Genomic DNA, 13,781 nt, shown 5'->3' with positions numbered 1-13,781 from the left:
TCACCGCGCGTATGGCGGCACCGTCCACCGGCGGGAGATCTGCCGTCGGCTAAGGCGAGCTCAGGCGTCGCGGAGCCGAAGCGCGAGTCCGCCGCTCACGAGCGCTGCGGCGGTCCAGGCGGCGAGCACCCCCAGGCCCGGCCAGGGACCCAGGGGGAGGCTGGGGAGATCGGTGGTGGCCTGGATGGCGAGTCCGGCGTTCACCGGGGAGATCTGCCACAGGTGCCGCTGCCAGTGCGGGTCGGGGGTCAGACTGACGATGACGGGGAGGAGGTAGAGCAGGCCGAGCACGGTCCCGATCGCCGCGGCGGCGTCCCGTACGGCGGTGGCGATGCCGAGGCTGAGCAGGGCGATCAGCGCGAGATAGAGCACCGAGCCGACGGCCGCGCGCAGTGTCGGCTCGTCGGCCAGGGACAGCGGCGGGTAGCCGTGGGCGCGGGTGAAGCCGTGGCCGGGCAGGATGAGACGCCCGGCCAGCAGGGACGCGAGGACGGCGATGATCCCGGTTGCCAGCGTGAGCCCGGTGAGGATGCCCGCCTTGGCGGCGAGGACGGTGACCCGGCGCGGCATCGCGGTGAGGGTGGTCCGGATCATGCCACTGCCGTACTCGCCGCTGATCGTCAGCACGGCGAGGACGGCGACGACCGCCTGGCCCAGCTGAACTCCGAAGAGGCTCAGCTTGGTGAGGTCGTGGCCGCAACCCGCCTGGGTGCAGGACACGGTCGTGCCCGCCGCTCCGCTCACGGCGACGGTCAGCGCGACGATCGCGAGCAGCACCCAGCCGGTACCCGGCGCGGTGCGCAGCTTCGTCCACTCCGCGTGCAGTTCTCGCTTCACGAGCCCTCCTTCGTCGGGGGGGGTGACCCGAGTGGCTGTGCTCATGATTCGCTCGCTCCGCTCACTCATGCGTCCCTCCGGCGCAGTCGATGGGCGGCCAGGCCGAGGGCGAGCGCGGCGTACGCGCAGAGCACGGCGAACCCGGCCCAGGGCGCCAGCGGGTAGTAGCCGGCCGACGGCGCGTAGTTCCCGATCACCTGCTTGTATTCCGGGACGCTCTGCTGAATCGCAAAACCCGCGGCGGGCGTCAGGCGCAACAGCCACCGCGTCACGTCATCGGGCAGGACGGAGGCGAAGGCGAGGACGTACGGGACGACGATCACCACGATCGCGGTGATGATCGCCGCAACGCTGCGCCGGAACAGGGCGCCGAGGGCGAGGGCGAGGACGGCGGCGACGGCGAGCAGCGCCGCGGTTCCGACGATGACGCGCAGCTCGGTGAGCGAGGACACGGGGAACGGGAATGCGCCGCCCCGGCGCAGGATTCGCGTGCCGGACGGGACGGTGATCGCGGTGGCGGCCACCCCTGCGACGAAGGCCACCAGGCCGATCACGACGGCCTTCGCCGCCAGCACCCGCCCTCGTCGCGGGCTGGCGATCAGGGTGGTGTGGATCAGGCCCCGCCGGTACTCGGCGGTCATGAACATCACGGCCACCACGATCATCACGATCAGCCCGGCGAGCATGCCGATGAGAGTGCGCTCGATGGGCGGCCCGTCGGTCAGCGGCGCGATGTCGCCGGATCCGGTCACCGTGTAGGCGCCGCCGGACTCCCGGACCCCGCTCGGGCGGTGATAGCGCTGCCAGTCGGTCTGCCCGTCGGCTCCGATATCATCGCGGCTCCACTGGCCGCCGGGCGTCGTTCCCCGCAGCCCGACGTGGTCGAAGACGGCGGTGGCCTGGGTGTAGCGGGCCTGCCCGACGCTCCCGCCGAGCGCGCTCTGCTCGACCGTCAGGTCGCTCGGGGAGGCGACGAAGAGCCCGATCTGGACCGTGGCCGGCAGGCGCGGCAGATGCGTCGTGCCGACCTGGGTCCACTGCGTGCCGTCGGCCGACTCGTACCCGGTGAGCGTGTCGCCGGAGCGGTTCAGCCGGAGCCAGCGGGGGGAGGCCGCCGAGACGCGGCCCGGACGGCCCGCGGTGTCGTGGGTGTAGTCGTACTGCATGCGTACGCCGTGGTCGGCGGTGACCATCATGGCCGCGTACGCCGATCCCTGCCGGGTGCCGTCCTTGACGATGACCCCGGTCTTCGCCCACGGCACCAGGCCGGAGACGATCTTGTCGTGGTTGGGCGGGGGGTAGGTGATGATGCCGGTCATCGAGGTCAGGCGGACGGTGATGCCGCCGTCGCCGGCCAGGGACTGGTGGACGAAGTAGAACCGGTCGTCCACCAGTTCGCCGCCCGGCCCCGTCGGAGGCTTGGGGCAGGCGACCTCGACCGTGCCGATGCTGCACGAGGAGTGGCTGCCGGTCGCGAAGATCAGCCCGAGGGACACGATGACCACGGCCGCCGCCGTCATGGCGAGCACCCAGCCGCGGACCGTACGGAACTTGGTCCACTCCGCGCGCAGCAGGTGCGGGAACCCGGCGCGTCCGGTCGGCCGTCGCGAACGGTACGGGGTCGTCGTGCCGGTGGTCATCGGGCCGCCTCCGGCCCTGGGGCGGCGAACTGGACCGCGTCTCGGGTGAGGTCCATGTAGGCCTCCTCCAGCGTCGCGCGGTGGGCCGTCACCTCCGAGAACGGCACGGCGCGCTCGCCGAGGACCGCGACGATGTGCTCCGCCGCCAGGCCGGAGACGGTGAGGGTGTCGCGGTCGGTCGCGGCCACGGTGGCGCCGGCGTGCGCCAGCGCGGTCATCGCCTCGGACCGCGCCGTGGTACGCAGCGTGACCCGGTCCCTCGACGCGGCCGCTATCAGGTCGGCGACGCTCGCGTCGGCGAGGACCCTGCCGCGGCCCACCACCACGATGTGGCCCGCGATGTCCTGGAGTTCGCTCATCAGGTGACTGGACACGAGCACGGCACGGCCCTCGGCGGCCAGCGACCGCAGGAAGCCGCGGATCCACACGATGCCGTCGAGGTCCAGGCCGTTGAACGGCTCGTCGAACATGAGCACCGGCGGGTCGCCGAGCAGCGCCGCGGCGATGCCGAGCCGTTGCCGCATGCCGAGGGAGTAGCCGCCCGCCCTGCGCCGTTCCGCGGTGCGCAGCCCGACCTGCTCGATCACCTCATCGACCTGCCTGGCGGTCAGGCCCTGGGAGTGCGCCAGCCACAGCAGATGGTTGCGGCCGGTACGGCTCGGCTGCAGGGCGGCGGCGTCCAGCAGCGCCCCGACGTGGCTCAGCGGGTTCCGCAGGCTCCGGTACGGTCGCCCCCCGATCAGCGCGCGCCCCTCGTCGGCCGCGTCCAGGCCGAGGACCACCCGCATCGTCGTGGACTTGCCCGCGCCGTTGGGGCCGACGAAGCCGGTGACCTGCCCGGGCCTGACGGTGAAGGACATCCCGTCCAGCGCCACGGTCGAGCCGAAGCGCTTGCGCAGCCCGGAGACCTCGATGGTTGCTTCCATGTCACGGCAGGTTAGGCAGCGAACGGGCCGCGGTCGTCGCGCCGGGGAGCGAACTTCACCGTCGCTGGCACCAGGGACGTCCAGTCCCTCACACGAGGGATGCCACGAGCCCTAACGCCCGCGACAATGACCTTCGTGGAGCGGGCGTACGAGCGGCGCGGCGGATGGGCCGGCGCGGGACGGCGGATCGCCACGGGCCCGCACGCGCCGATCGTGGCCGGCGGCGCGGCGGCGCTGCTCGCGGTGGCCGAGTCGATCGCGCACGCCGGGAACACACCGTCGGCCGGAAGCACCGGGACCGCTCTGTACTTCGTGATCCTCCCGCTGCTCGGGCTGGCCACCACGTTGCCGCTCGCCCTTCTGTGGGACCAGCCGGCCGCGGCCGCCCTGGTCATCACCGGGACGGTCGTGCTGTCACTGGTGGCCTTCCAGACGATGACCGTGGCGGCCCTGGCCACGCAGTTGCTCACCGCGTACCGGTTCGGCCGCGGCGGCCCGCCGGCGCCGGCCGTGTGCGCCGCCGCGCCCTTCCCGGTGCTCGCGCTGGCCCACCCGGCAGGCGGCGAGACGAGGGTTCTCACGCTGCTGCTGGCCTCGCTGGCTCCGGCGGCCGTCATGGCCGGGATCGCACGGCGCGCACACGCTGAGGCCGCCGAGAACAGGGCCGCCCGGCAGGTCATCGCCGAGACCCTGCTGGAGAACACGGCGCGCGGCGAACGCGCACGCATCGCCCGCGAACTCCACGACGTCGTCGCCCACCACATTTCCATGGTCGCCGTGCAGGCGGAGACCGCACGGCTGGCCACGCCGGGGATGCCGCCCGCCGGCGCCGAGCGGCTGTCCGCGATCGGCGACACCGCCCGGGCGGCGCTGACCGAGATGCGACGACTGCTCGGCGTCCTGCGGGACGACACGGCCGCTGCGGACGACACGACCGCCGCGGCCGCCGACCGGCAGCCCCAGCCGGGCCTGCGCGAGCTCAACGAGCTGCTCGACGGGTCACGGGAGGTGTCCAAGGCGGCCACCCGCCTCATCCTCCGCGGCCCGCCGTTCGCGCTCGATCCCGGCGTCGAACTCGCGGCCTACCGCATCGTCCAGGAAGCCCTCACCAACGCCCGGCGGCACGCGCCGGGCGCCGCCGTCGACGTGGAGCTGGACTACACCGCCGACGCCCTGCGGCTTCGCATCCGCGACAACGGACCCGGCCTCTCCGCCGCCGCGCCGGCCGGCGGTCACGGGTTGTCCGGCATGCGAGAACGCGCCGGGGCGGTCGGTGGCGAACTGCGCGCGGGCCCCGCCGCGGACGGCGGCTTCCTCGTCGAGGCCCACCTTCCCGGAAAGGACGAGACGGCCGCGTGAACGCTCCCTCCCCGGCGGTCCGGATCGTCGTCGCCGACGATCACCCCGTGGTCCGCACCGGATTCGCCGATCTGCTCGATACCCAGCCGGACTTCATCGTCGTCGGCACCGTCTCTGATGGGGCCGAGGCGCTGCGGACGTGCCGCGAGCTGTCGCCTGACGTCATCCTCATGGACGTGCGCATGCCGGGCATGGACGGCATCGAGGCCACCAGGCAGCTCGTCGGCGCCGACTCGACCGGGCCTCGGATCCTCATCCTGACGACCTTCGACCTGGACGAGTACGTTTACGACGCGCTGCGCGCCGGGGCCAGCGGATTCCTCCTCAAGGACGTCACCGCCGAACGGCTCTTCGACGCGGTACGCGTCATCGCCGCCGGTGAAGCACTGCTCGCCCCGACCGTCACCCGTCGCCTCATCAGCGATTTCGCCCTCATGCGCCCCAAACCCGACGCCCCGTCCACCGCCGTACTCGCCGCCCTCACCCCGCGAGAGACACAGGTCCTGCGGCTCGTCGCCGAGGGACTGTCCAACCCCGAGATAGCCGCCCGGCTGACGGTCACGGAGGAAACCGTGAAAACCCATGTGAGCCGCATGCTGAACAAACTCGGCCTCCGCGATCGCACCCAGGCCGTCATAGCCGCGTACGAGACAGGCCTGATCGTCCCACGCTCCCGCGGCCCCCACTGATCCCTCTGCTCCGCCGCGGGCCGGCGTCATCGTGGCCCTGCCCGGCGGGTGGGGAGGTCCTCAGGCTCTTCCGTACGCCTGCCGGTTCAGCCGGCCGTGGACGAGGCGGGGGTGAAGGTGGTCGATCTCGATGCGGCGGCCCTCGGTCACGCAGTAGATGCGGAAGCCTCCCGGGCGGCCCTCGGCCTCGGCCTCACGGTCGATCTCGCCGGAGTCCGACTTGTCCTTGAACCAGTCGCCGAGGGAGTACTCGTCGGCGAACAGGGGCGACTCGGTGTGCCGCCCCATCGGGTCGATGTAGAGCACCTGGTAGCTGCAGCCGGCCGGCGGGTAGCTCATATCCGTCCCTTTCCGCCGCACGAGCCGCAGTCCTGCTGCACGCTGTTCTTCCCGGTGCCTCGGCAGACCGGGCAGGTCTTGCCGATGGGGGGTGCGCTGTGCTTGCCCACCGTCGCACCGCCTCCTCACTTCGTCGCGGCCGACCGGCCGCGACACCGACGCGGCCCAGTCTTCCACCTTCCGGGGACGTGTGCGGCCCGCCCCCGGAACCTCACCGTGGCGTGGCCGGGTCGCCGAGCCACGCCATCGGCTCGCGGCCCGCCACGACCGTGCTCGTGAGGGTGCCGACCTCCGCGATCGTGATGGCGATCTCGTCCCCGGCGGCCAGCGTGAACGGCAGCTCCGGGACCAGGCAGGTGCCGGTGGCGAGGACGGCGCCGTCGGGGAACACGTCCGCGCGGAACAGGTAGCCGGCCAGGTCGTCGAGCCTGCGGTGCAGCTGCGCCGTGCTCGCCTTGCCGGTCCACGCGACGTCGCCGCCACGGCGGATGGTGAGCTCGATGTCCAGGGCGTACGGGTCCGGCACCTCCCAGGCGGGCCGTACGGCGGGGCCGGCCGCGCAGCCGCCGAGGTAGATCTTGGCCTGCGGCAGGTAGAGCGGGTTCTCGCCCTCGATGGTCCGGGAGCTCATGTCGTTCACGACGGTATAGCCGACGATCTCGGCGTGCCGGTTGAGGACGAGCCCGAGCTCGGGTTCCGGCACGTCGACCGCGGAGTCGGAGCGGATCGCGACGGTTTCGCCGTCGCCGGTCACCCGCCAGGCCGCGGACTTGAAGAACAGCTCCGGGCGCTCGGCGTCGTACACCTGCTCGTACACGTCGGCCGACCGTTCGCTCTCGGTGATCCGCGCCTCGCGGGAGCGCCGGTACGTGACGCCGGCCGCCCAGACCTCCATCCGCCCGTCCACCGGGGGCAACACCCGTACGGCGGCGGCGTCGTGGCGCGGGCCGTCGGCCGTACGGCAGCGGTCCCGCAGCTCCGCCAGGGGAAGCCGGAGCAGCTCGCCGAGGGTCTCGGCCAGTTCGGTCACGGTCGACCCGTCGGAGACTCCCACCAGCGGACGGTCACCGCCGGTAGCAACGAAACGGACGATATGCACGCGATTCCTCATTCCACGATCGACGACGCCGAGTCGATCCTCGCCGGTGCGGGTTACGAGACTGTCTTCCGTCCGGGGCGACTGCCCTTGTTCTGTGCCGTCCCGCCACACGGCAATTTTCCCGCCTGAGCGCACACCGCAGGACAAGGGCCCTCACCCGTCGGCGACATTCAGCCCCTCCCCCATCTTGCTGATTCGGCAAGTTTCCGTGCAATCGGCGGCGGCTGCGGGTGAGGGTGGTTGCCGTACCCAACGACCGGCACGAGGGAGAGAACACCAATGGGCCCGGACTCCACCGGCATGACGCCGGGCGCCGACGCCGCCCGCTTCTGGGACGAGCACTACCGCGTCCCCTGGCCCACCCAGACCGGCCGGGCGAACCCCGTGCTGGCCGAGATCGCGGGGGGCCTCACCCCGGGCGCCGCCCTGGACCTGGGCTGCGGGGCCGGCGGTGACGCGCTCTGGCTGGCCGGTCGCGGGTGGCGGGTCACCGCGGTCGATATCTCCGCCAACGCCGTGCGTCGCCTCGCCGAGAACGCCCAGGCGCGCGGCCTGCACGCATTGATATCGGTGGAATGCATCGACCTGGCCGAGGACTTCCCTCAGGGCAGCTTTGACCTGGTGTCCGCCCAGTACTTCCAGACACAGTTCGCGTTGCCCCGGTCTCGGGTTCTGCGCACCGCCGCGCACGCGCTGCGCCCTGGCGGGCGGCTCATGGTCGTCGACCACGGCTCGACGGCGCCCTGGTCCTGGAACCAGGACCCCGGAATCCACTACCCCACACCGGACGAGGTGTCCGCAGAGCTGGCCCTCGACCCGGCCCGGTGGCAGGTCGAGCGCGCGGACATGCCCCGGCGGGACGCGAGGGGACCGGACGGCCAGACCGCGACCGTCATCGACAACGTGCTGGTCATCCGCAGGACGGCGGCCTGACCTCCCGCCTTGCCCCCTGATCAGAGAGGACGACCGTGCCACCAACGCACCGCTCCGTCGAGCGCCACCGTCGCGACACCGGCCCCCCGAAGACCGGGTCCGGGGAAAAGGACGTGCTGCTGGGCTTCCTCGACTACCTGCGCGCCTCGGTGATCGCCAAGACGCACGGCGTTCCGGAACCGCAGATCCGCACGCCCGGCGTCACGTCGGGAACGAACCTGCTCGGCCTCGTCAAGCACCTCACCCACGTCGAACGCCACTGGTTGCTCGGCCATCCGACCCCCGACTGGGAAGCCACCTTCCGCCCAGAACCGGACGAGAGCGCCGACGACCTTCTCCTCGCCTACCGGGAGACCACGGCCCGCGCGAACGAGGTGATCGCCGCCTGCCCCGACCTCGCCGCGGCCGGACCGCGCCCGGGCGGGCGGCCCGGCCCGGCACCGTCCCTGCGCTGGACCCTCACCCACCTGATCGAGGAAACCGGGCGCCACGCCGGGCACGCCGACATCCTGCGCGAACTCATCGACGGCGCCACCGGACGCTGACCCACCCACCTGAACCACTCGGCCTGGGACCCCTGCGCGGACTTACCGGGGGAGTGTGGTGCGTGATCCGGCGGCGACGCGTTTTTGATGGACCCTCAGGTTCATGGTGGCGAGGTCGAGCAGCGGGGTGTTCACGCCGAGTACCCGCGCCCGCGCGGTCAGGTCACCGAGGATGTGCTCGACCTCGGTGGGATGGCCGGCGGCCACGTCGCGGTAGATCGATGCGGTGTCCGTCGATCCGGCCTCGGTCATCCCCGCTGCTGTGGCGGCGAGTTCCTCGGCGGGGACCGGACGTCCCACCGCGGCCGACACCGCGGCCGCTTCGGCGAGGATGGCAGGGCCGAGCCGCTCGCCACCGGGGGCGGCGACGACGTCGCCGACCGTGCCGCGCATCAGGGAGGTGAGCGCGCCGAGGGTGCTGATGAACACCCATTTGTGCCACATCGCCGTGATGATGGCTGAGGAGACGCTCAGGTCGAACCCGGAGCCGGCCAACGTCTGCTCGATCTCCCGCAGCCGAGGCGACGAGCGACCGTCTTGCTCGCCGATCGTCATCATCGCGAGTGGATCGAGCCGGACGATGTCACCCTCGTCGTTGACCATGGTGACGACCTTGACCACGCCGCCGAGCACGGCCTGTGTGCCGAAGCGGGTGTTCAGTACGTCCATGTGCGCGATCCCGTTGAGGAAGGGCACCACGGCGGTGCGTGGACCGACCGCTGGAGCGGCGTCGTCGAGTGCCGACACCAGGGAACCGGCCTTCACCGAGACGAGCACAAGGTCGTAGGGGGCGGCGATCTCGCCGGGCGTCACGAGCTTCGGCACGAGGACGTCGTCAGCGTCCAGGCCGGTCAGGCGCAGTCCCCGCTCGCGCAGGACCGCCGCGCGGCGCGGCCGGACAAGGAAGGTCACGTCCCGGCCTGCCTGGGCGAGCCGGAAGCCGAAGAAGCCTCCGGTCGCCCCGGCCCCGATGACGAGGATCTTCATGATGCATCCGACCTTCCTTGACACTGGTTGAAGCGGTGTCATCGTGCAACACCGGATGAACAGGTGTCAACCGATAGGGTGGGAGGATGGCCAGCAGACCCGCGCCCGCTCGACGGGATCCCGCCGACCCGGAGATGGCGTTCCCGTTCATCGGCGGGCGCCCCTGCCTGAACTTCGTCGCCACTCTCGGCAAGCGCCACACCGCTCCCGTCGAGAGGCTCGCCGACCCCGGCGCTCTGGCCCGCTGGATCAGCGAGGCGCGGCTGCAGGCAGGGCCGGACCGTATGCGGATCACCGCCGAAGACCTGACGGCCGCACGCGTGATGCGGGAGGCGCTCTATCGGGTTCTGCTCGCCGCGATGGGCGGGAACGCCCCGGATCCGGCCGATGTCGCACAGATCAACGAAGCGGCCGCTCACCCCGACCTCACACCTCAGCTGGCCCGCGCGGACACCGACGCTGACAAAAGACGGCAGCCGATCCTGCACTGGCAGGCCGCGCATCCCGCGCAGGCCGCCCTGGCGACCGTGGCCCGCGACGCGGTACTGCTGATCACCAGCCCCCTCCTGGATCGGGTCAAGGAATGCGAGAGCCAAGAGTGCTCGCTCCTGTTCCTCGACGACTCCCAGGCGCGCCGACGCCGCTGGTGCTCCATGGAACGCTGCGGAAACCTCGTGAAGGTCGCCGGCTACCGCTCCCGCATGCGAGGCGGATCCTGACTTCAGGGGGAGCAACGCGTGGGCGGGCGTCGCGCGGCGGCCGGTACGGGCGCCTGGCAGGATGACGTCCTGGGACCCCAGCGCGGACTTATCGGGGAGTGTGGTGCGTGATCCGGGTACTCCTTGCCGAGGACATGCATCTCATTCGGGGTGCCCTGGTCGCGCTGCTGGATCTGGAGCCCGACATCGAGGTGGTCGCCGAGGTGTCCAGGGGCGATGCCGTGCTCCCGGCGGCGCTCGAGCACCGGCCGGACGTCGCGGTGCTGGACGTCGACATGCCGGGCGTCGACGGGCTTACGGCGGCCACCGAGCTCGCCGGGCGCCTGCCGGACTGTCGTGCGCTGATCCTCACGGCGCTCGGCCGGCCCGAGATCCTGCGCCGAGCCCTGACCGCGCAGGTCCGGGGCTTCATGGTGAAGGACTCCCCGCCCGCCGAGCTGGCGGAGGCGATCCGCCGGGTGGCCGCCGGGGAGCTCGTGATCGATCCGCGACTGGCCGCGGCGGCGATCAGGGCGCGGCCGAACCCGCTGACGGCTCGGGAGGTGGAGCTGCTGCGGCTGGCCGCGGAGGGCGCCGAGCTCTCGGAGATCGCCTCGCGGCTCCACCTGACCAAGGGCACCGTGCGGAACTACCTAGGGGCGATCGTCACCAAGCTCGACGCCCGCAACCGAATCGACGCGGTCCGCATCGCCACCGAGGCCGACTGGCTGTAGGACCAGGAGCTCGTACTCCTCCCCTGTACTCCGGCCGGCGGTGAGCCGGCCGCCCATCGCGGCCACACGTTCGGTGAGGTTGCCGACGCCCTGCCCGCCGGCGCCCTGCCCATCGACACCCTGCCCGCGCGTCTCCACCGGGGCCTGGGGCACGCCGTCGTTGGTGACGCGCAGACGGACGGTGCCGTCGGCGACGGCCACCTCCACGGAGCAGGTCCGCGCCCGGCTGTGCCGGAGGACGTTGGTGACCGCCTCGCGCAGCACGGTCGCCAGCAGGGCGTCGACCGGCCCGGGCAGGCCGTCGGCGGACGCGTCGACGCGGACGGTGATCCCCGCGGCGGTGAGCACCTCGTGCGCCGAGGCGAGCTCCGTGCGGAGGGACATCCGCTGGTCGTCGGCGGGGATGGCGCGCAGGTCGCCCAGTGCCCGGCGGGCGGTCAGCGCGATGTCGGCGAGCTCGCGTTCGGCCTGGAGGGGATCCCGCGCGGCCAGTTCGGCCTTGACGATGATGGCGGACAGGCCGTACCCGAGCAGGTCGTGCACGTCCCGGGCGATCCGTCGCCGCTCGCGGGCCAGGGCCATCGCGGCGAGCGCCAGGCGCGCCTCCCGTACCTCGTGGACGAGTCCGGTGAGCAGCGCCAGGCCGTAGAAGATCAATGCGATGGTCACCGTGTCGACCGTCAGGGACGCGGCCTGTCCTGGAGAGACGGAGCGGGCGAGCAGGACGGCGGGGACGCTCAGGACGACGGCCCCGAACAGCGGCCAGGCCAGACGTCCGCCGATGATGATCAGGATGGACCCGGCGGCGAAGCCGACCATCCGGGGCTCAGGCCCGCCCGGCATCAGGAGCGGCAGGCAGGCGAGCGCGGTCTGGGCGGAGAGCGTCCAGCCGGCGTGGCGCGGCCGTACGCCGGGCGGGCGCGGCAGGCAGTGGTAGACGGACAGCCCGATGATGACGGCGAGGCCGCCCAGGCCGGCGGCGAGCAGCGGGGTGGGCGGAGACGCGTCCCACAGCGAGATCGCGCCGACGGCCAGGTACTCCAGGTGCGCGACGACGACGATCGGCAGTGCGAGCCTGGGCGTCAGGTCGGTGGGCGGTGGCTCGGTGGGGGCGGCGGGCGTGGCCCGGACGCGCACCGCGGTCTCGCGGGCCAGGCTCAGGATCTCCTCGATCCGCCCCTGCGCGGCGAGGCCGACGATCTCCGAGAGGGCCGATCCCAGCACGGCGTCCAGGTCGCGGGAGAACCGCTCGCGTTCGCCCGCGACCGACTCCGCGGCCAGTTCGCCGCGGGCGGCGCGGAGTTCGGCGCGTAGGTCGCTGAGCCTCGTGAGGCCGTAGACGGTGACTCCGATCGCCAGGGCGTTGCCCATGGCGTTGGCGCAGGCGTAGACGTCGCCGAGGTTCATGAGCCCGGCGGCGGCCACGACGGCGGCGAACAGCGCCCAGCGGATCCGTCCCCCGACGATGAGCAGCGCGGAGGCGGCGAGGAAGCCCGGCGGTCCGGCCCACGGGAAGAGGACGGCCTGGGCGGCGAGGGTCCACCGGCCACGGAACCGCTTCGTCCCCGGCAGGCAGTGGAGGACCTGCAGGGCGAGCATCAGCACCGCCGGAACGCTCGGGTGGATCAGCCACGGGTCCACGGCCAGACCGACGAGGACCACGAGGATGATCACCACGCGGCAAATTTTAGTTATCTGACCGGATTATGTGTTCTACATGTCGAGCCGGTGTCACCGGCACTGGTGGCGTGTACGCCCGTCCGGAGATCGTCGATGTCATGCAGAGAACACCCCTCCGTACCACCCTCGCCGCCTGTGCCGCCGCACTCGCGCTCACTCCCCTTTCACCCGCTCACGCGGTCGCGCCGACGCGTGGCGACGTCGTCTCCGCGACCCGCATCGCGGTCATGGCCAAGGAAAAGACCGCGGAATACCTCGCCACCATGAGTTTCGGCTCGCCGAAGCCGAAGTACGGCGTCGAGGTGTACCGCGTGGTGTACCGGACCATCGCCGTGGGCGGCCGGCCGACGACCGCCAGCGGCCTGGTCGTCCTCCCGCGCGGCAAGAACCGCCGGCTGCGGACCGTCGTCTACGAACACGGCACCAACCCGACGAAGAAGGCCGCGGCGACCGTGGACCCCGGGAGCTACGACCGCGCCGCGTCGATCCTGTTCGCCGGAGCGGGGTTCGGCACGGTCGCGCCGGACTACCTCGGGCTGGGACTCGGGCCAGGCCGCCACCCGTACATGGACCACGCCTCCGAGACCAGCGCCTCGCTCGACATGCTGCGCGCTGCGGAGAAGGTCGCCGCCCGCCACGGGCGGGTCCTGGACAGGCGCGTGCGGGTCACCGGCTTCTCGCAGGGCGGCGCGGCCGCGATGGCGCTGGGCCGCGTGCTGCAGGCCAAGGGACGGCTGGCCGCGCTCGCGCCGGTCAGCGGCCCGTACGACGTCGAGCACGCCGAGGTGCCGGAAGGGTTGCACGGGACGTCGCTCGACCCGCGAGAGGTCACCTTCTACCTCGGGTACTGGCTGACCTCGATGAACCGGCTGCACCACATCTACGCCTCTCCGTCCGAGGCCTTCCGGCAGCCGTACAGCGCGACGGTCGAGACGCTCTTCGACGGCGACCACACCCCGGCGGAGATCGTCACCGGCCTGCCCGCCACGCCGCGGGAACTCCTCACGCCCGCGTTCATCAAGAGGTTCGATCACCCGACGGGCGGCCTGGCCCAGGCGCTCCGCCGGAACGACGACACCTGCACGAGCTGGACGCCGCACAGCCCCGTCCGCGTCTACGCCGCGCACGGGGACAAGGACGTGACCATCCGCAACGCCGAGAGCTGCGTCCGGGCACTGCGCGCCCGCGGCGTGGCGGCCCCGCTCATCGATGTGGGCGACACCGACCACAACGGATCGGCGCTCCGGTCGGTCCCGCGGATCGTGACCTGGTTCTCGTCGCTGTAGCCCGCGCCGGCCGCGACGGCGCCCGGCAC

The 13,781-nt window shown here is 72.3% G+C and carries 14 protein-coding genes; 7 read left to right on the top strand and 7 right to left on the bottom strand.

Annotated features, from left to right (window positions below):
* Positions 1-60: 60 nt before the first annotated feature.
* The 3 genes from ABEA24_RS00660 to ABEA24_RS00650 form a co-directional block, all read right to left on the bottom strand.
* Entirely contained in the window at positions 61-837 is a 777-nt protein-coding gene (locus ABEA24_RS00660; RefSeq protein ID WP_345428210.1) for an ABC transporter permease, read from the bottom strand.
* A 65-nt stretch (positions 838-902) separates the two neighbouring features.
* Positions 903-2,477, bottom strand: coding sequence for an ABC transporter permease (locus ABEA24_RS00655; RefSeq protein ID WP_345428208.1), 1,575 nt, complete (start codon positions 2,475-2,477; stop codon positions 903-905).
* Complete coding sequence (locus ABEA24_RS00650; RefSeq protein WP_345428207.1) at positions 2,474-3,403, bottom strand: ATP-binding cassette domain-containing protein; 930 nt, start codon at positions 3,401-3,403, stop codon at positions 2,474-2,476. Before ABEA24_RS00650 ends, ABEA24_RS00655 begins: the two co-directional genes overlap by 4 nt.
* A 126-nt stretch (positions 3,404-3,529) precedes the next feature.
* Between ABEA24_RS00650 and ABEA24_RS00645 the strand changes: the two genes are divergently transcribed.
* Together ABEA24_RS00645 and ABEA24_RS00640 are read left to right on the top strand one after the other, a co-directional pair.
* Positions 3,530-4,762, top strand: coding sequence for a sensor histidine kinase (locus tag ABEA24_RS00645; RefSeq protein ID WP_345428205.1), 1,233 nt, complete (start codon positions 3,530-3,532; stop codon positions 4,760-4,762).
* Positions 4,759-5,451: a response regulator gene (locus ABEA24_RS00640; RefSeq protein WP_345428203.1), complete on the top strand. Its 693-nt coding sequence runs from the start codon at positions 4,759-4,761 to the stop codon at positions 5,449-5,451. Before ABEA24_RS00645 ends, ABEA24_RS00640 begins: the two co-directional genes overlap by 4 nt.
* A gap of 60 nt (positions 5,452-5,511) precedes the next feature.
* Here the strand turns inward: ABEA24_RS00640 and ABEA24_RS00635 are convergent, their stop codons facing one another.
* Both ABEA24_RS00635 and ABEA24_RS00630 read right to left on the bottom strand, forming a co-directional pair.
* Positions 5,512-5,790, bottom strand: coding sequence for a hypothetical protein (locus ABEA24_RS00635; protein ID WP_345428200.1), 279 nt, complete (start codon positions 5,788-5,790; stop codon positions 5,512-5,514).
* Between the two features lie 211 nt (positions 5,791-6,001).
* Positions 6,002-6,844, bottom strand: coding sequence for a fumarylacetoacetate hydrolase family protein (locus ABEA24_RS00630; RefSeq protein WP_345428198.1), 843 nt, complete (start codon positions 6,842-6,844; stop codon positions 6,002-6,004).
* 324 nt (positions 6,845-7,168) lie between these two features.
* On the opposite strand from ABEA24_RS00630, the gene ABEA24_RS00625 reads away from it, so the two are divergent.
* Both ABEA24_RS00625 and ABEA24_RS00620 read left to right on the top strand, forming a co-directional pair.
* On the top strand, positions 7,169-7,822 hold the full coding sequence (locus ABEA24_RS00625) for an SAM-dependent methyltransferase (RefSeq protein WP_345428196.1): 654 nt from the start codon (positions 7,169-7,171) through the stop codon (positions 7,820-7,822).
* 35 nt (positions 7,823-7,857) lie between these two features.
* On the top strand, positions 7,858-8,367 hold the full coding sequence (locus ABEA24_RS00620; protein WP_345428194.1) for a DinB family protein: 510 nt from the start codon (positions 7,858-7,860) through the stop codon (positions 8,365-8,367).
* A gap of 42 nt (positions 8,368-8,409) precedes the next feature.
* Here ABEA24_RS00620 and ABEA24_RS00615 read toward each other — a convergent pair whose 3' ends face one another.
* A complete protein-coding gene (locus ABEA24_RS00615; protein WP_345428192.1) occupies positions 8,410-9,354 on the bottom strand; it encodes a 2-dehydropantoate 2-reductase in 945 nt (314 codons plus the stop codon).
* A gap of 86 nt (positions 9,355-9,440) precedes the next feature.
* Here ABEA24_RS00615 and ABEA24_RS00610 point away from each other — a divergent pair, with 86 nt between their 5' ends.
* Positions 9,441-10,073, top strand: coding sequence for a CGNR zinc finger domain-containing protein (locus tag ABEA24_RS00610; protein ID WP_345428190.1), 633 nt, complete (start codon positions 9,441-9,443; stop codon positions 10,071-10,073).
* Positions 10,074-10,180: 107 nt separating this feature from the next.
* Positions 10,181-10,786 (top strand): response regulator transcription factor, encoded by a 606-nt coding sequence (locus ABEA24_RS00605; RefSeq protein ID WP_345428188.1) that lies wholly within the window; start codon positions 10,181-10,183, stop codon positions 10,784-10,786.
* Here ABEA24_RS00605 and ABEA24_RS00600 read toward each other — a convergent pair.
* A complete protein-coding gene (locus tag ABEA24_RS00600) occupies positions 10,706-12,463 on the bottom strand; it encodes a sensor histidine kinase (RefSeq protein WP_345428186.1) in 1,758 nt (585 codons plus the stop codon). The two genes, ABEA24_RS00605 and ABEA24_RS00600, sit on opposite strands and share 81 nt — an antisense overlap.
* Before the next feature lie 101 nt (positions 12,464-12,564).
* Between ABEA24_RS00600 and ABEA24_RS00595 the strand changes: the two genes are divergently transcribed.
* Positions 12,565-13,752, top strand: coding sequence for an alpha/beta hydrolase family protein (locus ABEA24_RS00595; RefSeq protein WP_345428184.1), 1,188 nt, complete (start codon positions 12,565-12,567; stop codon positions 13,750-13,752).
* Positions 13,753-13,781: the final 29 nt, after the last annotated feature.

This window comes from Actinoallomurus vinaceus (assembly GCF_039542055.1).
GTDB lineage: Bacteria > Actinomycetota > Actinomycetes > Streptosporangiales > Streptosporangiaceae > Actinoallomurus > Actinoallomurus vinaceus.
This window is presented reverse-complemented; position numbering and strand designations above follow the sequence as displayed.